The following is a 23,986-nucleotide window of genomic DNA, read 5'->3' as shown; positions in this document are numbered from 1 at the left end:
AGTTTTCCGTAAACGTATTCTGGTCTGCCGTATAATGCTTTACGTTCCACAACCCGTCAAGAATGATATATTCCCCTTGCCCTGTAAGCTCAATGCGATCGTAATTTCTCCACCAGATCCGGTTGCTGCAGAGCTGCATCGTGCCAACCGAACCGTTTTCAAATTCAACAGCCAATGCGTTTGCGCTTTCCCCTCCCCATTCGTGGTGAAACAGCGCCATTTTGTTCACTTCGCCGCCAAGATAGCGGGCAAGATCCAGATGATGCGGGGCAAAATCGAGCAAATAGGCGTGAACGCCGTCTTTATAGGGAGTATCATGCCGATAGACAAGCCGGTCCTTGTATGAACCCGTGCAAAAAGAGAAAGACGCTTGCGTCAGTTGTCCAAAATCAGGCTGGGCCATCACTTTTTGGGCCATCCTCACGCCATAACTAAAGCGGCTTTCAAAGTTCACCATAACCCGTTTTCCGGATTTTTCGGCCGACTCTGCAAGCTCCACCGTTTCACGGTAGCTTCGCGTTGGCGGCTTTGGAATAATTACATGGTAACCCGCTTCCAGTGCTTCATGCGCGATACGGAGCCTTGTTTCTCCGGGCTGGAGCTGGATGGCAACCGCTTCTATGTCTTCTTTTTCCCACATCTTGCGATAGTCCGTGTACCAGTGTCCCGGACAAAATTTATCGGCAATCCGTTTTGCCCGTTGTTCATCCAGATCACAAACCGCCTGCAGGGCGATTTCCGAGAAATGCAAGGCCGGGTATACGGCAAAAGAAGCCATCTCGCCGGCGCCGATAAAACCGAGCCTTAAAGGCTCGACATCCGCGATATCCATGCTCCAGCTTGTTTCGAACAAATTCTGTTGCAGCGGCATACCTGTCCTCCTCCGGGTGCATATTTCTAATCTTGATCCCGCTTTGTCCTTGGCTAGCCATCTCTCTCCGCACTTAAGAATTTGCCCGTCATCCAGTCCCAGAACAGATTGCAGTCCACATCAACCGCAACGCTCACATTCGGTTCTTTTCCCGTAACGTTGTTGAAGTCGGCAACGGTCATGCCGCGGGTTACCGTCCCTTCGGTTTCTACCGTCATTACATATTTGTTCAGAGTAACGAGCCGGGGAACGATCAGGCTGGCCAATGCGATGGCATCATGGACATTCGGCGGATCAAATCCGAACTGCTCGCAGCGGCGCAGCATAAAGTCAAAAATCCGGGCAGCTAAGTTCGCAAATTTGTTGTCCAGCCGCTTGACGGTTTCAACAACAGCAAGCGGAAGCTGCGGTTTCAGCGTCACGTCAAGCCCGACCATCACCAGAGGGATGCCGGCCTCGAACACTATTTTCCCAGCGTCAGGATCAACATAGAGATTGAACTCGGAAGCCGGGGTCATGTTGCCGCCCCGGAGTGCGCCGCCCATAATCGTAATCCGTTTGATTAAGCGGACAATATCCGGGTAACGAATGATGGCCTCGGCAATATTGGTAAGCGGGCCGACGGCCACAATTTCAAGCTCGCCTTGCATGGCAACGGCATGCTCATAGATGGTGTCAGCCGCATCTCTTTCGTAAAATGCCCTGTCCGATTTCGGCACAATCACATCGCCGAGACCGGTTGCGCCATGACTGATCGCTGTATGCAAATCCTTGTTCAGCGGCTTAGCCGCGCCGACCGCAACAGGGATGTCAAAGCCAAGATAATCCACAATATTTAGGGTATTGCTGCTCGTCAGATCGACTCCGACATTTCCGGCAACGGCGGTGAATGCTTTTATATCCAGCACCTCCGTGCTCATCAGCGCGCAGATGATGGCAATCGCATCGTCTGTGCCGGTATCGACATCCATTATCAGGGGAATCTTGTTCATAAAAAGTTGCCCCAGCTTTCCGGAAGAACATCCAGGTTAGCTTTGACAAGGTCTTTCAACAGGCGGTCTGGATAATTGCAATTGGAGACGAGCGGGTCAAGATACATCGCCTGAAGCGCTTTGGAATAATCGCACGTGACAGCAGCGTCCACCGCGAGCAGATACTCGCACCCCAGCGTGTCGCACTTGTGGGCGATGCCGTCCGGAAGGGCTCCAATTTTTTGCGGATGCAGGCCGAAGCTGTCAATGAATGCGGGCAGCTCGACGATGACTCCGTTCGAGATATTCTCGATGTATCCCCTATTGATGACATTGACCATCTCTGAGGCGGTCTCACCGGTTACAAGCGCCCGGATGAAGTGAGTCGCAGTTTCTCCCGAGCCTTCCAGAAATTTCTCATAGCCGGTGTTCCGCACACGCACTTCATCGAATAATTGGCGAAGATTGCTGCGCCAGCCGTCAATTGCGGCAAAGTCATTGTTCTTCCAGGCGTAATCGTGATCCAACAGAACCTGATCCTTAAGAAAAAACGGAAAAAACTCGCCGACATGCCGGTCCCCGGGCGCAGGATAAAGGCCATACGTGCGAAACAGCTCCGCCGAGATCGGCTCCTCCTTGTCCATGCCTGACCTGTGGAGCTCTTCCATAAGCTGCGGATAGACATCGACGCCATCAAGCGTAAGATTCGTAAACCATGTAAGATGATTGATGCCGGCGGCGCGGAAATGCAGTCTTGCCGGGTCCACCTGAAAGACTTTCTCCGCAATCCAGCGGGCAGTATCGGGAGTGCCGTGACACAGCCCGAACGATTTGATTTTTGTATATTTTTGCAGCGCAAGACAGACGGCGCCTTCGGGGTTGGAATAATTGATAATCCATGCCCCGGGACATCTCTTCTCCATTTCGCCGGCGATGTCAAGCACGGCAGGAATGGTGCGAAGAGTCCGGATAATGCCGCCGGGACCGATGGTATCCCCGACCGACTGCAGCACGCCGTGACTTGTACAGATTTCTATATCGTTCTTCCACCGCTCATATCCGCCGGTCGCGAAAGTGAAGAATACGAAGTCGGCTCCGTTTAGTGCGGCTTTAACCTCGGTATGCGCGGACACCGTAAATTTCCCGCCTGCGTATCCGACCAGATTTTCCACAGCAGTCTTCGTTTCATTCAGCAGGCCTTCATGGATATCGACAAGGGCCAGATGCCCGCTCTGCAAACTCGGTTCGCTGAGAATGTCGCCGACAAGCCGCATGGTGAAAAAAGAACTTCCCGCGCCTATAAATACGAATTTCAAGTATTGCTTGTGATACAGCATGCTCTTCACCTCAACACGCCCCCCTTTACTCTTCAAGAGCTTGGCGAAGATTTTTGGACGGCTGCCCTGTTTTCGGCTGATGCAGTTCGCCGCGCGCGCGTTTCATCGCCCGTTTTTCAAAGAATAAAAGAATTCGGTTGGCGATCAGGGACAGAGCCGAGGCCAATACCGTTCCCCATACGATCTTCAATGCAAAATTCATGCGGAGTCCGTCAAACAGCAGCGTACCCAAACCTCCCGCTCCAATCGTTGCCGCGATCGTCGCCATTCCGATGGAGGAAATGACCGCCAGCCTGAGACCGCCGAGCAAGGCAGGCATGGCGATCGGCAGTTGCACTCTGAAAAATAGCTGCGTGGCGCTAAGCCCCATACCCCGGCCGGCTTCCAGCAAGAACGGATCGACCGATTTAAAACCGGCCAAAATATTTCTCACCAAAATAAATTGGGTATAGACGACCAGTACAGTAACGGCGGTAGGCATACCCAATCCGCAAAGCGGGATAAGGATCGCAAAAAAGGCGAGGCTTGGAATGGCGTACAGCGCTCCGAGTATGGCCAGTACAATCGTTGACAGCTTGTGCGAATGATATAGAGCAAGGCTGAGCGGCACGGCGATTATGATCGAAATAAGCAGGACGAGCGTAACGATTTGCAGGTGCTCAAGCGTCATGGACAGCATTTTGTCATAATATTTGGCGAAGTAGGCCAGAAAATCAGCTATGGATTGGAGCATGAATGTTCACCTTCTCACCGATCCGGTTTTGGCTGCCGGTTTGCGTCCCGTCATCTTTTGAATGCAGCAGCCCGTTTAACTGATCCCAGGCGATTTCGCCGACCGGCCTGCCGTCCGCATCCGTCACAATGATCGTTTTCGTGCCACTTTCAAAAAACTTTGACAGCACACTGTCGAGAAACTCATCCTTGCCGATATAGATATCCGTATCATCCGGGGTCCGGGTTAATGGCTGCACGGCGGTTTCAGCTTTCAGAATCTTGAGCCGGTTGATAATATTCTCAGATGCTACTAATTGCGCAACAAATTCATTGGCAGGGTGAAAAAGAATATTGAAGGGCGTATCATACTGCTGGACTTCCCCCTGGTCCATAATGATGACTTTGTTGCCGAGCTTGAAGGCTTCATGAATATCATGAGTGACAAAAAGTATCGTTTTATTCAGTTTTTTCTGAATGCGGATCAGCTCATCCTGCAGATTCTGTCTTGTGATCGCATCGATCGCGCCGAACGGCTCATCCATCAGCATGACCTGAGGATCAGCGGCCATTGCCCGCGCCAGTCCGATCCTCTGCTGCTGCCCGCCAGAGAGCTGCGAAGGGTACCTCTTCCGGTAGCTTTCGCCCGGCAACCCTACCAGTTCAAGCAGTTCTTCCACGCGGGCATTGATTCTCTCCTTGCTCCAGCGAAGAATTTTGGGCACTGTAGCGATGTTGTCCGCTACTGTCATATGCGGGAACAGCCCGATTTGCTGGATAACATAGCCGATTTTTCTCCGGTAGTCCTCCACTTTCAGCTTTTTAATATTTTCACCATAGAAGTAGATGTCGCCCGAAGTGCTTTCGTAGATCCGGTTGACCATTTTTAACAGCGTGGTTTTCCCGGAGCCGGATGTCCCGAGTATAGTGACAAAATCACCTTCATCTACGGTAATGCTGACATCGGAAACGGCGTCAGTCTCCGTATGGGAGAACCTTTTTCTTATATTTTTAAATTCAAGCGCTGTCTTGCTCACCGATATCAACCCCTCTTCACATAACCGTCATAATCGCCAAGAAAAAATGAAAACCACTACCCAATCGATACGTGGTTTTCATTTCTTTTTTGGTTAGTAATCTTATTTGCCTGCTGCCGCTTCCACATCAGCCTTGATGGTCTCGAAATAGTCGTCCGCCACTTCTTCATACTCTTTTTTGTCAATATCGACGGCGGCGTTGAGCTTGATAATCGTAGGGTTGTCAAGCTTTGCCGACACGGCGTTCAGTATATTCGCCACCTTCGGCGAATCCTTTACTACGTTCTCTCTGACAACCGGCGCCACATAATAAGGAGGCCACAAGTGTTTGTCATCATCCAGCACAACGAACTGCGGATCGACCAGCGAGCCCTCTGTCGTGTACGCTACGGCCAGATCGGCCTCGTCATTTTTAAGCACCTGATACTTGATGCCGTCGTCATATACCTTTGAGGATTTGAAGTTGAACTCTCCATACACTTTTCTCAAACCGATAAGGCCATCCTCGCGTTCATCAAACGAACCGTTGGAGGCATATCTGATTTTGTCGGCATTCTTCTGCAGATCGGAAATCGTCTTGATGCCGAATTCATCCGAAGCTTTCTTGGTGATGACAAGACCTTGCGAGTCATTGATGTTGGCCTGGTCTAGCAGGACAAGCTTAAACTTGTCTTTATATTCGGCAGAAACCTTGTCGTATACTTCTTTGGCGTCAAACAATGCCGGTTCCTTCAAAATAACCGTTAACGCTGTTCCGGTATATTCCGGGTAGAAGTCGATGCTGCCTTTCAGCAGCGCCGCGTGAGGTCCTTCCCCGCCGATATTAAATTGTCTGTTCACCGAGAATCCGTTCTCTTCAAGCGCCTTCGCGTAAATCTCCGCAAGAACCAGCGACTCCGTGAAATCTTTGGAGCCTACCGTAATTGCCGGGCCGCTTGCGCTTTCTTTTGAGCAGCCAGTGAGTGAGAGCAAGGTGGACAGTACGACGATGGTTAGCAACGAGATGCTGAGTATGGACTTAAAGGATTTTTTCATATGTTTTCTCTCCCCAAATAAAAAATTTATATATAATATCTGCCTGGTAAACCTTCCAACCTTTCCAACCTTCCAACCTTCCTCTCAGTTAACCCACAAATATTTCGTAAGTCTCTTCTGGGTAATGGATAGAATCACATCCGCGGCAATGGATAGTATAGCTACCGACACCCCCCCGACGAGTAAAATGGCTGTGCTCGGCAGACTGAGTCCGATGATGATTAATTCGCCAAGACCGCCGGAACCGATGTAAGCGGCCAATGTCGCACTCGCAATCACTTCCACGGCAGCCGTTCTTATTCCCGTGATGATCATAGGAAAGGCAAGCGGAAATTCAACCGTGAACAAAATCCTCCGCGGGCTCATCCCCATGCCTTTGGCCGCCTCGATAACCGAGGGGCTGATTCCTGTGAAGCCAATGCTTGTGTTAATCAAAATTGCCGGAAAAGCCAGCAGCGTCAAGGCAAAAACTGCGGGAGCAAGCCCTGTTCCGAGCACCGGCATAATCACAATCAGAATCGCAAGACTCGGAATCAGACGGAGGATGTTAAACAGTCCTTGCACCGGCTGGGACAGCTTCAAAAACTTTGCGCACAATACCCCTAAAGGAACGGCTATCAATATTCCAATCAACACAACCGCAATACTGATGCCGATGTGCGTCAGTACGGCTTCAAAATAGACGTCGTGGTTCTTGGACAGATATTCGAGCATCCGATCAATCAATCAGGATCACCGCCCTTCAAAATAAAATGGCGATAGCAGCCGGCTTCGCTTGTACTTGAATGTTGGAGCGTCGACATCGCTCGGTTCCCGGGATTTTCACGCGAATATGTAAGATAAACTTCATGCCGTGCAACACCTCACAAATATGTAGTATTCAAATCAATTTAATATGAATTAGGGTGAAGATAAATCACAAACACCTTAAGTGCTTGTGATACACCTCAAATCAAGCATTATTTATTAACATATGATAATCAAACTCCACAATTCAATATTATTATTGACGCCCTTATTTTGTCAACCATTAATTCTAGTATTTTTATCGGAATTTCAAAAATTAATGTCCAGCCCCCATTCGCCGCGATAATTCGGCCGCAGCATGTTTAACCGCTTCAGTGATAAAGCCCTCCCGCTCCGGGTTGCAGCGGAAGCTTGGACCGGCCACGGACAGACTGGCTACCGCCTGTCCGTGGCCGTCCGTAATCGGGACGGCGACGGCGAACACATCGGGGTCCACCTCGCCCTTTGTGATAATATAATTCTGAGCCCGTGCAGCGTCAAGCTCCGCTTCCAGGCGCGCTCTGTCCCCCGCGTCTTCTATGGTCTGAAAAATCCGCTCAATGACCTTGCCGCTCTCAAAAGCAAGAATACATTTGCCTGAAGCGCCCAAATGCAGCGGTAAAATCCGTCCATTCTCGATGGAGAACTGGATCAGGCTGTTGCTTTTGACATTCTGGATGCACACGGCATTATTGCCGGTCCGCACGAACAGCACTGACGTCTCCTGCACCTTCTCCGTCAGCTCCTCCATAATCGGCAGCGCCAGGGGCAGCAGGTCCCGTTGAAACTGCAGGTTGAGACTCCGGGCCAAATCGAGAATCCGCAAACCAAGGGCGATTCGGCTTCTCCCCCTTCTCTCTACTATGCCGTTCTGCTCCAGCGTCTGGAGAAACCGGTACGTGGTGCTCTCCGGTATCGATACCTTCTCGGCAATCTCGCTGACCGTAAGCGTATCGCCTGCTTCCGCCAAGGCGAACAGGATATCCAGCGCGCGACTGAGCGTTTGTGTTCCGTTCATTTTCTGCACCTACCAACGACTCCTCTATTGTCCATTGCAATCATGTTGATGAATTTGAAAAAAGGACCTCCCGCATCCGGAGGCCGCTGAAAAAAGTCAGAACAATCAAATTTCGAATGCTCATTCATGTAAAGATTCCTGATCGTTTATTGGTACTATCTCACCATTTGCATATTCTTTGACAATCTGCCCTTTATCCGTTTTATATACAGTGTAAGTCCCGTATGCAATCCTGCCAACATTATATAGCATACTCACTAAAGATCAAGAAGGAAAGGCCCCACAAATGGCTTGTCCGAGCGGTCTATTTTCCATTGACCTTTCCTGCATACACCTTAATGGCCGCATTCCCGGCATCAAGGACCGACGAGCTTGCACTGAACATTTCAAAGAGTATTGTTGATTGTTTTGAAGATAATCAGAGAGTAAGATAGATTCATACAAATGATCAACACGTTGTTCATTAATAAAAAGACTGAGAGGTGTTCAAAATGACAATAAAAGGTGATATGAAAGCTGTCAGAATTCATGAATATGGCGGCACCGAGGTTATTCGTTATGAAGTGACTCCTATCCCTGAAATAGACCAAGATGAAGTATTAATCAAGGTGGCTGCGACTGCGTTTAATCCTGTGGATGCAGCGATTCGAATGGGAGCGCTGAAGAACATTTTTCCTCATCAGATGCCGTATATCCCGAATGTCGAAGCATCCGGCGTCATTGAAAGCATCGGCGGGGCCGTAACAAACTTTAAACCGGGTGATCCCGTCTTTGTCTTTCTGGATATGACCAAAGACGGCGCCGCTGCCGAATATGTCGTGACCAAAGCTGAAAATGCCGCTCTTGCTCCTAAGAGTATTGATCTCCAGGATGCTGGCGCAATTCCTGTAGGGGCTTTAACGGCTTGGCAAGGATTGTTCGATCATGGCAAGCTTCAAGATGGCCAGCGTGTACTGATTACCGCAGCCGCAGGCGGAGTCGGATCTTATGCCGTTCAACTGGCCAAGTGGAAGGGTGCACATGTAATTGGCACAGCTTCGGAAGCGAGCTTCCCGCTTCTCCAAGGACTTGGGATCGATCAGATTATTGACTATAAGCATGAGGCTGTGGAGGAAAAAGTAAGCGAAAAGCTGGACCTGATTCTCAATCTTGCTCCGGAAGGCCCGGCGGAATTGAATAAGTGGCTGCCCTTGCTGAAAGAGGGGGGGATTTTTGTATCGACCACAAGTCCAGCGGACGCTGAACTCGCCAATCGTTCGGGTGTCCAGACGATCCGAATGTATGTGGGGCGCAATGCCGGACAGCTTTCGCAAATTGCCGCATTGGTAGACGAAGGGCGAATTAAGCCCGTAATTACCGAAAGAGTAAAGCTTGACGATCTGGCGCTGATTCACAACAAAAGTCAGGCAGGAAAAATCCGGGGGAAAGTATTGATTAACTTGGATTGGCGGCAGTAATGGCGTGAAAGAAGACAATCCCTCCCCTTGCGGCAGATGGCGGCCGGGCTCATGATTAGTTGAGCTTGACCGCCGCTCTGCCGCAAGGGGTGATTTATCTAAAAGGCTGAAAGAAGAGTAATTTGATATAAATTACGGCTATTTGTTCCGGGGAATAAGGCGGGTCCTGGTTTAACCACTCCTCCGTGACACCAAGAAATACGGATACCGAGAAAGCGGTCAAATATTCTTTCGGGATCGAAGGGTTATTTTCAAAAGTATGGTGGTTGAACAGCTTCTTATAGAAGCTTTCGCTCACCACCTCTTTCATTTTGCCCGGGAAGCCGGATTCTCCTTTGGGACCTAACAGCAATCGGATTAAGCCCCCATGCTCATGCAGATATTGGAATATGTAAACGAATGGAGCATAGGGCTGTTCATCTAAATAGGTTTGCTGAAGCTCAACCGAAGAGATATCCACTACCATGACCTTCTGCAAGCCATCCAGAATCTCCGTTTGAATTTGTTCCATTAAATCATATTTATCTTTGTAGTGGAGATAAAATGTTCCTCGATTTATCCCTGCACTTGCAGTTAAATTCCGGACAGACACCCCGCCGAAGCCCTCTTTCTCAACTAAACGGACGAAGGTTTCCTTGATTAGCTCTTTGGTGCGGGCCGCCATTGCATCATGTTTATTCTCAGGCATGGTGTTTAAGCCTTTCCATAGATATCTTGTCTTTGATGTCACTAACATATCATATTATTTCCATTAAGCATAACCCGGCACCTCGGCGGCATTTCCCGCAGATGTACAACGAAACCGGACAGCAGGTTTACTCACTTGTTAACTGTTCCAGCGCCGCGTTGATCTAGGCGGTTTTGCCGAAGACGGCAAATTGCATCAATTCCCGGGAGGCCCTCTCCCTGCGCTTAACCTGATAAAATTGCCATAAGTCCCGTCAGATACGGGAGTCCGGGGACAACAGCCATCCGGCGCAGCTCGATGGCAGAGCGATCCTTGGACGCCCGTACTGCTGACGTTTGCAACTTTAAAAATGATCAAATGGAGCGTAAGAGATATGGTTTATTATGAATCGCCTCAAGTGAAGATTTCCTGGAATGAAGCGCAGCAAATCGTTGTACGACAACCGCAAAATGTCGGTCATTAGACAATAGGATCTAGCCTGGGTTTCCCTTCTCATAGCAGCATAGTCCCTTTTTAAAGAGTGTCCTCAATACGGTCAATAGAGTCATCCGACTGATCATGGGGTACTGTGACGGTAGCAGCTTTCGCCGTTTGATTGCCCGCTTGGTCGGTTACCGTGTAGGTGATGGTATAGATACGTCCTGTTTCATTGCCCAATCTTTCTGCACGCAATAGAAAAGAAGTATCCGATGTACCGATACCGGCTTCCATGTCGTTGCTACCATTCGGTTCACTGCTTGTAACCGATGTTAGTACAATAGATACTACCCCTGATGTATCATCACGGGTATCAATCAGCGCATGTACGGCAATCATTTTATGATTAACGGGCCATAGAGACGTTTTATCTAATTGAATGGACAGGAGCGGCGCTGTTTTGTCAATTTTAAACTTGATGGTTTTGACTTCTTCCACATTGCCGGCCTGATCCGTGCTCCGGTAGTCTACTTTATAAACCCCTTCATCTAAGGCAGGAATGATACCGGTATAGGTAACCCAATTCCCGCTATTTACTCTGTATTCCGTATTCAAGATACCTGAATGGTCATATGCAGACAAAGTTACCGTAACATCCGATGTGTACCAGCCGTTTCTGCCGTTAGGCTCATCTGGACTTAATGAAGCGGCACTCACGGGCGCATCCTTATCGATATTATTTACTTCATAGCTGGTTACCCGGGAAACATTGCCCGCCGAATCCGCTGCTCTGGCATACAATATGTCATTATCCGTAAAAATAACAGGAGAGTTATATGCTGTCCACCGGCCGGCAGCTCCAACTTTATACTCTTTCACTGCTGCGTCCTGCGGGAAGCTGATCGTGACGGCGACATTTGAAGAAGTCGGTGCCGTTCGATCTGCTTCAAAAGTAGGGTCTGCCGGCGGCATTTGATCTTGAACATAAATTCTGGCACTTTTCTTGAACAGCCCGATACCGTAAGAAATATCGATATACTTCACGCCGGCAGGCACTGTAAATGCAGAGTTAAAATAATAATCATCATAGCTTGCTTCCGTTACCGTTACTTTGCCTTCTTCCCCATGATCCGTAGTGACGACAACCTCGCCCTGCTCTGCTCTATTCTCGTCAAAATTAAGCGGTGCTCTTAGCCGGATTCCTATCGTGCTTCCTTCCACGGCTGAGCTGATCTCGTTCGTGAACATGGAATCGAAAGCCTTGATCTCCAGTTCATCGGCCGCTGAATAAGCAAGTGATTCGTTCCACGCGGTATTGAAAGCAACCCAGCCCTCGGTATAACCGGGATCTGCACCTGGAGAAAACGGATACGCCGACTCTTTCGGGGCCCCGTCAAGCACTCCAGGCACATTCATGAGATCGCCAAAGCCCCCCTTGTAGAAAGTAAACCAGCCCTTGTCGACTCCCTGGATCTCTCCCGGCCCGTCATAGCTGAAGTGCCGGCCGAACGGGTTCCTTCCAAATACATCATCGATTTGCGCGATCCCAATTTCTTGAAGTCTGCTGCTCTTGAGCGGATCTTGAATCACCCTGTTTGCCGCATATGCTGAAGCCATAAATCCAGCCGGGCTTCCCGGTTCATTATATGTGTTCAGCCCTCCGGTCCATTGGTCTAGCGTTCCGGTGCCGTCATGCAAATCCGCATATTTTCTCAAATCCCACATATTATACGAGCGTTTGATCATGAGATCAGCCCATACGCCGATTTTATCAGACAGTCCGGGAGGAGCAAGCGAAGGATACACCTCCTGAAAGTAAGCCAACGCTTCCATTGTAATCCGTTCGCTCATTCTTTGGCCTTTAGTATTGGCCGGATCGTTAAGGTCCACATTATCGATCAGCCATTTGCAATTGTTATATGCCGCATTGAAAAAATCCTGGGCGTTCGGGAGACCGTCCCTCTTCGCTACTTCATACATCAATAGATTCGGTATAATCGCATATCCCGGGGGCTGCTGACCTTTTATGGTGCCAATCACGGATTGAGTATCAAATAAATTATTATCGGCGGAGCCTCCAATATCATACCACTGGAGACTGGAATTCGGATCGGACCACTGCTGAATCGTAAAATCCCGGATTTGGGTATAAAACTCAGGGCTTACATATGCACTAATTTCCGGGTAGAGATACAAGAAGTAAGCGAGCTGCCCTTTGATCAGGGCATGCAGGTCTTTTCCGCCATTCGTCTTCAAATCATAATAACGAGTGGCTGCGAATTTCATAAGCCAGATTATATCCGGCTCAGTTTGCGCACGGAGCTCCGGGTACTGGGTTGTGGATAAGTTAGATATCCCGTACGGCAGCCTGTCGTAAGCGCTGGGGTTCGCCATATACTGCCAAACCAGGGAATTCAGCTCGAAGGAAAATTGGTGGCCGTCGCGCCACGCATAGCCTGTATTCCCTCCGACATTAAAGGTGTCCTGTCTCGAAAGATCCATGAAACGAAGCGCCGGACCTATCGACACCTTCTGCATCCAATACTTTCCTATCGAAAATGAATAGGATCTCTTTCCGCTGCACTCAATATAAAACTCGCCGCTGTCGGCCGGATGAAAAGCGGAGAAATCAGCAATTTGACCGGTTACGGTCCCGGAAAATACCGTGCTGTTATCGCTCGTTCTCTTGATGTCAAAGGGAGTACCGTCCGGAACATTCGTGATCGTCGCCCGCTTCGGCTTCCCCAGGTCAAAGCCGCTTTGGTTGGTAAAAATACCGATCGTATTTGAATCGGTAGACGGAGAAGTCGATACGGGATCAACCGCATTCGTTGTATATTCTATTTTCACTGCGTTAGCCCGTGTATTTCCGGATTTCACCTTTAAGGTTACATCCAAAGCGGTTCCGGAAGTCCCGCTTACAGTCGCAATAAGGTTCCAGGCGTTTACATTTTGAGTTTGATCAATCATTTTTACCCAAGTGCCATTCAGGGAACGGATTGTATATTCCGCACTATTGGTATTATTGCTGCTCGGGTACCATACATAGATTTTATAGTTGCCGGTTGCGGGCGCATACTGGCTCCACTTTGCCGTACTGCCTGCCGTTATGGAATAGCGGGATGCTGTTCCGTTGTAGCCGGTGAGGGAACTGGTTAGCCATGTTCCGGTTTCGCTATAGCCGCTGTCGCCGTATGTTATAACGACATCCTGCACCGGTACGGAAGTGGAGCTTTCCACGGTCACATTATCATAATTGGCGCTCTGACCATATGTTCTTAATCCAACAGCGCCTTTCGTGACGGAGGTATCGGTCTTGATGATTTTGCCAATCTCCAGATCGTCCAGATAGCCTTGCAGACTGGAACCGTTTACGGAGAGCTTCAGCGTATACCAGGTATTGGTCGTTACGGATACGCTGTAGGTATCAAGCAAAGTGAAGGTTCCCGCGCTTTTTTTGTACAACTGCAGCCCCTGGGTTGCATGCAGCCTTAGCAGGTAATAATTGGACTGATCCTTATAGCGGGCGATGATACCCGATGCGGCTCCCAGACTCGAATCATTAATTTTGATACGGGCTGTCACCGAATAATCCGTCCAGCTGCCGTCGCCTGTGTAGGCGATCGATTCCGCAGCTGCATCGGAGCGGCCTTGTTTGAATACATATGAATCGTCCGCAGCTACAGACCAGTTCCCGCTTGGAGTTACCCATCCGTCAGCGTTTTGGTCTTCGTAATCGTCATTGAACAACGTTTCGGCGGAAACCTTAACTTGTCCCGGCCCAATGACGCCAAATACAAAAGCAGCCATGCAAACCAGAAGAAAAAAACTGATTTTTCTTTGGCTCCGTTTCCTCATTCAAATGCCCCCATTCCGATTAAGCATAATAAACCGCCTTGGCGCTAATAAACCCGGATCCCGACGATTTCCGCGCAGGCTCCGCCGTTGGTTGATTCCACCACAACCCGCAAATGTCCGGTTCGGATCTGGGGATCGAAACGATGGTTCCTTGTTCTCTTCCGGTTATCCGTTTCCGAAACCAGCGGCTTCCAAACGCCCTCAATAAGGGCTTCAACGCGGTAGTTCTTCACTAATTCGGGAATGATCTCAAACGGTGTCTTGTGATGGTGCAGATTGATTAAATCCTCGTTAACATCATCATTAAACGTAATTTGAATCTCGCGGACATCCACCGGCGCTTCCCAATCCAGCTGTAACCACTCCTGCTGACCATCCTTCATCGGCTTGGACAGCCATGTATGAGGACCTCCAAAGGGACGTGAAAATCCGTCAACCGCCTTTTGCGCTTGAAAGGCCATTGTTTCCGGAAACGCTCTAAAGCATATCGGCTTTCGAACCAGCCTTTTCATGGACCATGCGATCACCGGCTGATGATGATCGTGATCCTCCAGATCCTTGGACACCGCCTGTTCCGCCGTGGCCGTAAAGGACAGCACACCCGTCTGTGGCACTAGGGATGCATAGATCTGAAGGTTCCGGTTAGCTTTGATGATGATAAAGGCGTTTTGCGGAACTTCTGGGGTCCAGGGCAGCGCGGCCCGGATCCACTGCTTTTCGCCCGCTTGGACGTGCACCTTGGCTGTCGACCGTTTGCCGGCAGGGACATAATTCTCAGGTCTCCCCGTATCCCATAATTCAATTTCCAAGGTCGTTGGGGCTGTTGCACCGAGCAGAAGTTCAATATGACTTAGCACGGGATCCACAGGCAGGGTAAAGGCGATATCGGCAGTCAGCTCTATAGTCTCATTTGCCCGCTCAACCTTCAGCTGTTCAAGTGTGCTTGACGCAGTCACTTCCGCTTTTCTGGCCAAATCATTGGGATCATGGCTGGCTAAACCGATGATCGAGGCATCCTGACGCAGCATCACCTGCTGCAGTTCATCAGTAAATTGGCGGCTCAGTTCCCTTGGACTGATTCCTTTTTGAACACAAAGGCCCGCTCCGGTACCTGCGGCTTCGCCTATGACAGCGCATGTCGCCATCACCCTTGTTGTACCGAAAGCAACATGAGTCGCGCTGATATTCCGTCCGGCAAACATTAGGTTGTCAACATTTACGGAAAATAAAGAACGAAAAGGAATATGATAAATACCATCTGCGTGTTTATGCTTTGAACCGCTTTCATCCGCGTACATGCCCTGCGGCGGATGGAGATCGATAGACCAGCCACCGAAAGCGATCCGGTCCTCAAAAGGGGTCTGGGCCAGAATATCGTTTTGGGTCAGCACGTAGTCTCCGACAAATCTTCTGTACTCTCTTTTTCCCGGTATGGCTCCGACCCATTCGAGCGACATATTCGCGGAGTCAAAAAGACCGGAGTTCTTGATATAATCCCAGATCCCATAAATCACGGACCACAGCTCATTCCGGATCCGCTCATTCTCGTGAACGGTATCCAGCTCCCCGCCCCATTCGATCCACCAGTAATGGCATCCGGAGTCGCCGCTGCGGATTACACGTTTCAATGGAATAGAGGTTTGGCTGATATCCTTGGCGAAGCTTGGCGGAACGTATTTGACAGGATGACCTGCATCCTTGGTGTAGAACAGCAGCGTACTGCCAAGGGTGATATCATCGGCTATCTCCGGGGCCCACTCTTCGTTGTACTCGTGCCGGGCTTCCCGTCCGACGCGGTACTTGGCGCCGGCTAGAAATCCGATAAGCCCGTCTCCGGTACAATCCAGATACATCCGGCTCTCAAATCGGATGCGTCTTTCCGAACCCATCATCCATCCGGTTACGGACCGGATCTTTCGACTGGACTCGTCACCGTCCGCTTCCACCTCGTGAACGTCTGTGTTCAGGAACAGCTTGATATTTTTCTCCGCGATTACGGTTTCCAGCACAATCAGATCCCAAAAATATGGATTCCCTTCCGGGTTGCGGTACTGATTCTCGACGAACATTTCACCCATGATCCCCGTTTCCCTGGCATACCGATTGATTCCGTGAGCCGTAGCGCCGCATACCCAGACTCTGACCTCGCTGCTCGAATTCCCGCCAAGTACGGGGCGATTTTGCACAAGCGCGACCGTTTGTCCAAGCCGGGCCGCTGCCACCGCCGCGCATACTCCCGACAATCCGCCCCCAATCACCGTGATGTCCGTTTGAACAAGTTCATTCTTCATCCTGGTCACACTACCCTTTCACTGCGGTGTTGGATATTCCTTGAATAATAAATCTTTGGCCAATCAGAAACAGAATCAGAATGGGAATAATCCCCGCAGAAGTTGCCGCCATCATCCCGTTATAGTCAATGTTGTATTCAAGAATGAAATTTTGCAGGCCTAGTGGTACTGTAAACAGCTTCTGATCAATCAGAAAAACAAGCGCGTTCTCATAATCGTTCCAGTGCCAGGAAAAATCGATAATTGCGAGCGTAGCCAAAGCCGGCTTAGCCAGTGGAAGCATCAGTTGAAAAAAAATGCGAAAATGGCCTGCGCCGTCAATAAATGCCGATTCCGTAATTTCCTTGGGGATGGAAATCATAAATTGGCGCATCAGGAACACCCCGAAGATGGTGAAAAAGCCTGGCAGAATTAACGCCCAGTGCGTATTATAAATGCCAATCCAATTAAACATAATGAACTTGGGAACGAACAGGACCTGCGGCGGAATCATCATCATCGACAAATAAATGACGAATAGCGCTTCTCTTCCCTTAAATTCCACACGGGAAAAACCATAGGCTGCAAGTGCCGAAAGAAACGTGGCGCCGAAGGTTGAAATCACGGCAACCTTTAACGAATTGTAGTAGTACTGAACAAAGCTGCTATCTCCAAACCACACTTTTTGGTGATGCTCCATCACCCAATGCTGTGGAATCCAGTGAATCGGGTACTCGAAGACCTCTGCCGGGCTCTTGAAGGATGTGCTGATCATCCACAGAAAGGGAAGAATGGTAGCTACAGCGAATATCAGCATCAAGATCGTCATCATGACCTTGATCCATTGGATGCCTGAAGCAATCGAACGTCTTCGGGAAAAAACCGGAGTTTTGGTAAGAACGTTCGTTCTTGGTGAACTCATGAAATTGCCTCCCTGCCGATTAATAATGAACCCATTTCTTTTGACCAAACCATTGAAGCAGCGTAATGAACAGGATAACGGCGAACAGGGCCCACGAGACTGTGGAAGCATATCCCATCTCATAGTAGGAGAATGCTGTTTTGTAAACATATAAGGACAAAATCGTTGTGCTGCTCCCCGGTCCGCCCTGTGTGGTTGCCTCGATTATCCCGAATGTCTTGATCGTCATGATCAGTCCCGTAATCAGCAGTAAAAAAGTGGTTGGACTCACCAGCGGAAACAAAATATGCCGGATGATCTTCCCGTAATGGGCCCCGTCGATTTTAGCCGCTTCCAGGATATCCGAAGATATTTCCTGTAAAGCCGCCAAATAAATAATCATATTGTATCCCAGCATAAACCAGATCCAGATAATATCCATGGCGTACATGGAAGTATCCATCGAGGCCAGCCACTGCGGAGGATGACTTACGCCAACCATTCTAAGGAACTGGTTGATTGGACCTTGTTCCGGGTGAAATAGCAGCATCCAAACAAAGCCAATGGCCACACCGCTCGTGATATAAGGCATGAAATACATAGCCCGCAGCAGGCCTTTCAAATAAACTGAATGATTAAGTATAATTGCCACCAGGAAAGCAAGCAGGATGGAGACTGGGACAGATAATAAGAAGATACCTGTGTTTTTTAAGGAAATGTAAAATAAATCGTCATGCAGCAATCTGCTGATATTATCGAGTCCGACGAAATGAAAGACCGGACTACCGAACTTCCAATCCGTAAAAACCAATCCCAGGGAAAAGATCGCAGGGATGATGAAGAACAGCAATATACCTATTAAATTGGGAGCAATAAAAAGCATGCCGATCCACCGCTGACGTTTCAACCAGTTGACATTCATCAAGGATTCCTCCTGTTGGTTTGGAGAAGGGGAGCACCCAACATCAGGTACGCTCCCCTTTCAAAGCCTCGTTTATTTCTTATTTTGCTTTATAAAATCGTTATGCCGTTTGGCGAGTGTTTCTAGCGTGGTTTTCAAATCCTGTTTGCCAAGAAAGTACTTCTCATATTCTTCTTTGCGCAAATCCATGACCTGCTGGGGTAAATCACGATTATAAGTGTCAAATTCGCCAAATACGACTTTCTGCAGCGACTCTTGATCGTAAGTATCCGCCGCGTCACCAAGAAGGAGCTTGGTCGCTTCCTCCAAATTGGCGTCCTTAGAAGCTGGAACCCGCCCGCCCGGGGCCATCGGCAGCATTCCACCATCGGCGTACCATTTCAGGAATTTCCACGCGGCTTCTTTATTCGGGCTTTTTGCGGAGATGGAAATGGTGTCTCCCAGCCCGCCCCGGATTTTAAAATTGGTCTGATCCTTCGTTACCTTAGGTACGGGCGCAAAGGCAATTTTGAAATCTCTGGGGTTGCTCTTCAGATCGTTCGAGCTCCGGAAAATCCATTCACCGGCATTCATCATCGCTGCCTCGCCTTTCAGGAACACGGTTTCAACCGGCATCTTGGTCGTTAACTGTTCACCGAGCGGCGGCGTAGACTTGCTGTCCTTCATCATGGAGTTCAGCGTTTCAAGCCAGGTTCCGACGATCGGATTATCAAAATCGGATGTGCCGTCCGGCTTCACATATTTGGCCCCGGCCAGCGAACCGTCCATCGGATCTGGAAACGCTTCCAAATGTTGAACTAATCCATAGCGTTTATCTGTTTTAAGCTTAGCCGCATACTCCTGAGCATCTTTCCAGGTCCAATCGAAAGGTACCGGAAGATTCGCTTGATCCAGGGCGTCTTTATTTAACCAGAAAAAATAAATATTCCGTTTGGTCGGCATCCCGTAATACTTTCCGTCAAGCTTCCATTCCTCTGCATCCGGCCCCATTTTTTCATCGATATTATAATCGTTGAAGGCGGATAGATCGACGGCATTTCCGTTCTCCACCCTTTTCTGCAGCCGTGTCGTCGTGTAATTCACAAACAAATCCACATCCTGCCCGGCAATTAAAGCGGTATCCAGCTTCAGGTTGCCGGCATCATCATTCACATAGCGCTCATATTTGACCTGAATATCCGGGTTCTGTTTGTTCCAGGCATCTACAACCGCTTGCGGGCCGTTCTCCGCAGGAACACCTCCCCAAAACTTCAAGGTGACTCCCTTGTTCTCTGAACCTGTTCCGTTGCCACCCTGCTTGCCATCCGTTGAACCGCCGGTGCTGCAGCCTGCAAACAGCCCCGCAAGCAAAGCCAATGAAGCCACCATGGATAATGCTGTTTTCTTTTTATTCATAGTTAGCTTAGAACCTCCCTTTCGACCTTCCTGATTGGTTTATCGCTCTACTTCTCAACTATACATCTATCCGGAATACCGGATAATGAACAGATTCTATACATCGATAGATCAAAATCTTGAATTTGCTGGATACAAATAAAAAAATAGAACAATTTCTTGTTCTATTCAGCGGCAATGGAATTCGCCCGATTGTTTGTATTCAGCTTACGGTAACTCTGAGGGGTCATACCGCAGCACCGCCGGAAAATTTTGATAAAATAATTGTCATTGGTAAAACCTACCCTCTCGCCGATTTCATGAACCGGCATCCTGGAGGTTTCCAAATAGCGGCAAGCCTGCTCAATCCGAATACGGTGCAAATAATGCACAAAAGTTTGGCCTGTTTTTTTCTTAAACAGCTGGCTAACGTACTTGACATCCATGACCACATAGTGAGCCATATAAGTTAGTGTAATATCCTCCATAAAGTGCTGATGAATATAATCAAGGATGCGATTGATTTCGGGGTGGTCTGTGGTCAAATCCTCGGATTTATCCGGCTCCGATGCCGGTTTTCGGGCCTCGGACTGTAAAGCTCCCTTCCCGGAAGCCGAATTCAGCTCCTTGCCAACCTTCTCCAAAGCGACCCGAAGTGCTTTCACATCCATAGACAGCTTTAGAATGTAATTGGAGGCCCCGTATTCCAGGGCTTGCCTTACATATTCAAAATCACTCATGCAGGACAGCATGATAAATCTTGAGGAAATTCCGTGTTCGCGGACTTTCTTCAGAAGATCTACACCGTTCATCCTGGGCATGATGATATCCGATATGACAATATCAGGATTGCGGTCGATAATAAATCGGAAAGCTTCCTCCCCGTCTCCCGCTTCTCCGATGACGGTGAACCCCAAAGCTTCCCAATCGATTATTTTTCTGACCGATTCTCTGACAAACACTTCATCCTCCACGAGCATGACGGTCAACATTGCATTCACTCCTTATGATAGGGTTCAGAGAGCAAGAGGGGCAGATAGTACCTGACAAGCGTTCCATGATCCGAGGATTGCACGTCTAGTCCGGCCTTTTCTTTGAATAAAAGGGCAAGCCTCTTGTTCAAATTGCTGAGTCCGATTCCGCTTCGCTTTCTTGGAGAAGGAACCTCTTGATATAAGGCCTCAGTTTGAGCGATTCCAATACCGTTATCCTCCACCTCCACAACCAGTCTGTCCTCGCTCCGATAAGTGCGAATCCGAATTTCTCCTTCTTCCTTGGTCAGCTTGAAACCGTGCTGGATGCAATTTTCAACTAGTGGCTGAAGACTAAGTTTCGGTACCAATGCATATTTCAAAAACTCATCGATTTCAAAGTGAACCTTAAATCTCTGTTTGTACCTGAAATTCTGAATAACCATGTAAGCATCAACGAGTTCCACTTCGTTCTTTAAATAGATCAGCTCCACTTCCGAGTTTAAACTGGCTTCCAGCAGCCTTCCCAGGGATAGGCAGATTTCACTGATCTCCTCATCCTGCTTACCAATAGCAATCCATTTGATCGTATTTAACGTGTTCAGCAAAAAATGCGGATTTGTTTGGGAGAGCAGCATTTGGAAATGTACAGCTTCTTTTTCCCGTTCCTCGATTCTCAGCCTGTCTACCAGACCATTCATATCGCTAACCATTTGGTTGAACGTCTGAGTCAATTGGCGCATTTCCCCGCGATAGCGTTCTTCCGGGAGGCGGACCTTCAAATTTTTCCTTACCATCTGCTGCATTCTGACCTGAAGGTGCTTAAGCGGCCGGGTAATTGTCGCAGCAATAAAAAACGTGATCAGGACGAAAGCTGTTGTAAATAGAATAAAAGAAAAGAAAAACGATTGTTTAAGCTGTTCGGTTTCCGCAAAAACAACGCCGGTTGACACTCTTTTCAGCAGATACCAATCAAGCCAAGGAATATAGGTGTAAATCACAATAGAATCGCGATCCAGATCAAATCCTTCTTTACTCGCATTCCTTCTGATCCGATCCCAGGCCGATGCATTCAGTTCCTGTGCAGCATTCCTATTCTCGGCAACAATCTCCCCATCGGCACTGGCCAAAAAATAGTCTTGACCAGGCGAAGCCCCGTACGTTATAGATTGAAACCAATCGATATAATCAATACTCAAACGAACAACCGCGTACACCTCTCCATTGGGGCTTTTAAAAGAAGTGACAGCTGTAAGCAGCCGGGGATTAGGAGACTCATCCTTATGAACATAATTCACTTCCAGGAACCATTGATAAGGCGTTTGTCCCCGTATGTCCTGATGGTACCAGTCTTGCCTCTTCAGCTTATCATACCCCAACGCTTCAGCGGGCTTATAGGAAGTATAGAAATGTCCTTTCATATCCAAAATCGTAAAATAGACATGGGAAGTCGTTAAAAAAATACTATTTGTAAGCGCTTTAAATTTATTCTCCAAATGATTCTGTGAATCGTAAGAATCGTATTTCGCCGGATTTTGTAGAATGTCGGAAATATTCGGATCTTGCTCAAGCAAAGTGAACGTACGAATCGATGTGTTAATGATTTCCTCAAGCGATCGTTTCATCTGATCCATTTCCGTCTGGCTTTGTTCGCTCACCTTGGTTTTGATTACGCCCTCCATTTTGTTGAAATTATAGATGTTCAGAATGGAGAACGGAAACAAGATGAGCAGAATAAAAGCCAAAAACAATCGATTCTTCAATGAAGCAGGGAACAGAATAGCCATAACTTTTTTCCACATATACTCAGCTCCAGGGGATGATACTGCGGAATGTTTGATGCTTATGACCCTATACTAGCAAACGGAGAATCATTTGAACAGACGTAGGTTTCCTTGATTAACTGTTTAGTGCGGGCCACCATTGCAACGACCATCCGGAAGCTTTCGCCCCGGTAACTTAAATGACATCCGGGGCAAAAGACTGCAAAATTCCAGTTGGTCGCTACCCTCGTTTTGAACCGTATGCGCTGCCGTTATCATATTGCTCCTGCCAGTCGGAAGCGGCGATGCCCGGAACTTTACCGCTCAGCAGCCGGTCGGCGCCTGATACCATCCAATCCTCCACCTTCCGCTGCAGTTCCAGCAGAATTTCTGCATAAGCCGGGTCATCGGCCAAATTCCGTTCCTCAAGCGGATCTTTCGCAAGATCGTACAGCTCTTCAGGCACATTCGGCTTATAATATTCTTCCCGCACTTCATGACCGGAGGGACTGAGGTGAATGTCGAGCGGCAAATAAACGGAAGGCCCGTCCTCGAAATTGCGGATGTATTTGTACCGGTCCGTGCGGACGCCACGCATCGGATGATACTGGTCATGCCAAGTCAGCTCGGCGAAGAAATGGTCGCGTGTAGAGGGTCCGTCCGCATTCTGCAGGAGCCTGTAAAAGCTGACTCCATCGATGTCCTGCGGCGCCTCCGCTCCGGCAAACTCCAGCAGGGTAGGCATCAGATCAATGTTGCAGAGCAAATGACCGTTGACCTGCCCGCCTTCCAGTGTGCCCGGACAGCGCATAACGAGAGCGGTCTCAAGGCCTGCATCCATCAGAGTGCCCTTGGCCCGGGGGAAGGCAATGCCGTGATCCGTCGTATAGATCACCAGCGTCTCTTCCGCAAGTCCCAAGGCATCCAGCCGGGACAGGATGCGGGCGATGCCTTGGTCAAGCATCTTGACCGAGCCGCGCAGCAGCGCAAAGTCTTCCCGCACCCGCTCCGTGTCGGGAAGGTAAGGCGGCGGAACGATCTCTTCAGCCGGATCGGCCACCGGCGCGTATTCGTCGAAATCGCGGTGGGTTTCAAAGAAACCGACTGAAGCAAAAAACGGTCGTTCCTGCGGCCCTGCCGCTCTATCCTCCAGGAAAGAGACGACCCGCTCCGCGACATCCGCGGCCCGGTCGCCTGGCACCGGGAGGACCGTCTCGTAACCCAGCTTATATGTAGATGAGGTGCGGTCGCCTCCGGCTTCGCCGATCGTTTCATGGCTGAAGCCGATCAGCGCGGTTTCATAGCCGGCTTCACCCAGGCTCATCGGCAGCGTTGTTACCTCCGGGTTTATGGAGAAGCCGAGATGGCTTAGCCCGATCATTCCGTGATTTTGCGGATAGAGCCCGGAAAGGATGCTCCCCCGGCTCGGGCTGCATTGCGGCGCCGGGCAGAAATAATTGCTGAAGCGCACTCCTTCCTCAGCTAAAGCGTCAATAGCTGGCGTTTTGACCGATTGTCCGTAGCAGCCCAAATACCGGCCGGTGTCATGCGAGATCATGAGCAAAATATTTTTACGCTTCATTTCATGTTCCTCCTTTT

17 protein-coding genes and 1 pseudogene are annotated in these 23,986 nt (G+C 49.1%); 1 reads left to right on the top strand and 17 read right to left on the bottom strand.

What is annotated here, in order from left to right; all coding sequences use genetic code 11:
* Positions 1–88 precede the first annotated feature (88 nt).
* The 8 genes and pseudogenes from PUR_RS26500 to PUR_RS07540 form a co-directional block, all read right to left on the bottom strand.
* Positions 89–832 (bottom strand): annotated as a pseudogene (locus tag PUR_RS26500) (Gfo/Idh/MocA family protein); the annotation flags it as partial.
* Between the two features lie 92 nt (positions 833–924).
* Positions 925–1,863, bottom strand: a complete 939-nt coding sequence (locus PUR_RS07570) for a nucleoside hydrolase (RefSeq protein WP_179034712.1) — start codon at positions 1,861–1,863, stop codon at positions 925–927.
* Positions 1,860–3,179 carry a family 4 glycosyl hydrolase gene (locus PUR_RS07565; protein WP_179037800.1) on the bottom strand — a complete coding sequence of 440 codons (1,320 nt, stop codon included), beginning with the start codon at positions 3,177–3,179 and terminating at the stop codon, positions 1,860–1,862. Before PUR_RS07565 ends, PUR_RS07570 begins: the two co-directional genes overlap by 4 nt.
* Before the next feature lie 25 nt (positions 3,180–3,204).
* Positions 3,205–3,912 (bottom strand): ABC transporter permease, encoded by a 708-nt coding sequence (locus PUR_RS07560; RefSeq protein WP_179034711.1) that lies wholly within the window; start codon positions 3,910–3,912, stop codon positions 3,205–3,207.
* A complete protein-coding gene (locus tag PUR_RS07555; protein ID WP_179034710.1) occupies positions 3,893–4,927 on the bottom strand; it encodes an ABC transporter ATP-binding protein in 1,035 nt (344 codons plus the stop codon). The genes PUR_RS07560 and PUR_RS07555 overlap by 20 nt, the downstream gene beginning before the upstream one ends.
* A 102-nt stretch (positions 4,928–5,029) precedes the next feature.
* Positions 5,030–5,962 (bottom strand): glycine betaine ABC transporter substrate-binding protein, encoded by a 933-nt coding sequence (locus PUR_RS07550; RefSeq protein ID WP_179034709.1) that lies wholly within the window; start codon positions 5,960–5,962, stop codon positions 5,030–5,032.
* 84 nt (positions 5,963–6,046) lie between these two features.
* Complete coding sequence (locus tag PUR_RS07545; protein ID WP_179034708.1) at positions 6,047–6,688, bottom strand: ABC transporter permease; 642 nt, start codon at positions 6,686–6,688, stop codon at positions 6,047–6,049.
* Positions 6,689–7,025: 337 nt separating this feature from the next.
* Positions 7,026–7,766 carry an IclR family transcriptional regulator gene (locus tag PUR_RS07540; RefSeq protein ID WP_179037799.1) on the bottom strand — a complete coding sequence of 247 codons (741 nt, stop codon included), beginning with the start codon at positions 7,764–7,766 and terminating at the stop codon, positions 7,026–7,028.
* A gap of 491 nt (positions 7,767–8,257) precedes the next feature.
* Between PUR_RS07540 and PUR_RS07535 the strand changes: the two genes are divergently transcribed.
* Positions 8,258–9,223, top strand: a complete 966-nt coding sequence (locus PUR_RS07535; RefSeq protein ID WP_179034707.1) for an NADP-dependent oxidoreductase — start codon at positions 8,258–8,260, stop codon at positions 9,221–9,223.
* A gap of 94 nt (positions 9,224–9,317) precedes the next feature.
* Here the strand turns inward: PUR_RS07535 and PUR_RS07530 are convergent, their stop codons facing one another.
* From PUR_RS07530 to PUR_RS07490, 9 genes are all read right to left on the bottom strand, one after another.
* Positions 9,318–9,911, bottom strand: a complete 594-nt coding sequence (locus PUR_RS07530) for a TetR/AcrR family transcriptional regulator (RefSeq protein WP_179034706.1) — start codon at positions 9,909–9,911, stop codon at positions 9,318–9,320.
* Positions 9,912–10,424: 513 nt separating this feature from the next.
* Complete coding sequence (locus PUR_RS07525; protein ID WP_232101755.1) at positions 10,425–14,186, bottom strand: OmpL47-type beta-barrel domain-containing protein; 3,762 nt, start codon at positions 14,184–14,186, stop codon at positions 10,425–10,427.
* A 44-nt stretch (positions 14,187–14,230) separates the two neighbouring features.
* Entirely contained in the window at positions 14,231–16,477 is a 2,247-nt protein-coding gene (locus PUR_RS07520; RefSeq protein ID WP_179034704.1) for an FAD-dependent oxidoreductase, read from the bottom strand.
* A 10-nt stretch (positions 16,478–16,487) separates the two neighbouring features.
* Positions 16,488–17,288, bottom strand: coding sequence for a carbohydrate ABC transporter permease (locus PUR_RS07515; RefSeq protein WP_232101858.1), 801 nt, complete (start codon positions 17,286–17,288; stop codon positions 16,488–16,490).
* Positions 17,289–17,397: 109 nt separating this feature from the next.
* The gene (locus PUR_RS07510; protein WP_179034702.1) at positions 17,398–18,279 is read right to left on the bottom strand and encodes a carbohydrate ABC transporter permease; all 882 of its coding nucleotides are present in this window, start codon (positions 18,277–18,279) and stop codon (positions 17,398–17,400) included.
* Positions 18,280–18,351: 72 nt separating this feature from the next.
* Positions 18,352–19,674 (bottom strand): ABC transporter substrate-binding protein, encoded by a 1,323-nt coding sequence (locus PUR_RS07505; RefSeq protein ID WP_179034701.1) that lies wholly within the window; start codon positions 19,672–19,674, stop codon positions 18,352–18,354.
* Between the two features lie 164 nt (positions 19,675–19,838).
* Positions 19,839–20,645 (bottom strand): response regulator, encoded by an 807-nt coding sequence (locus PUR_RS07500; RefSeq protein ID WP_179034700.1) that lies wholly within the window; start codon positions 20,643–20,645, stop codon positions 19,839–19,841.
* Between the two features lie 5 nt (positions 20,646–20,650).
* Positions 20,651–22,426, bottom strand: coding sequence for a sensor histidine kinase (locus tag PUR_RS07495; RefSeq protein ID WP_179034699.1), 1,776 nt, complete (start codon positions 22,424–22,426; stop codon positions 20,651–20,653).
* A gap of 202 nt (positions 22,427–22,628) precedes the next feature.
* Positions 22,629–23,969 (bottom strand): sulfatase family protein, encoded by a 1,341-nt coding sequence (locus PUR_RS07490; RefSeq protein WP_179034698.1) that lies wholly within the window; start codon positions 23,967–23,969, stop codon positions 22,629–22,631.
* Positions 23,970–23,986: the final 17 nt, after the last annotated feature.

The sequence above is a fragment of the Paenibacillus sp. URB8-2 genome, from assembly GCF_013393385.1.
GTDB lineage: Bacteria > Bacillota > Bacilli > Paenibacillales > Paenibacillaceae > Paenibacillus_AQ.
Note: the sequence above shows the minus strand (reverse complement) of the source record. Positions and strands in the feature narration are given on the sequence as shown.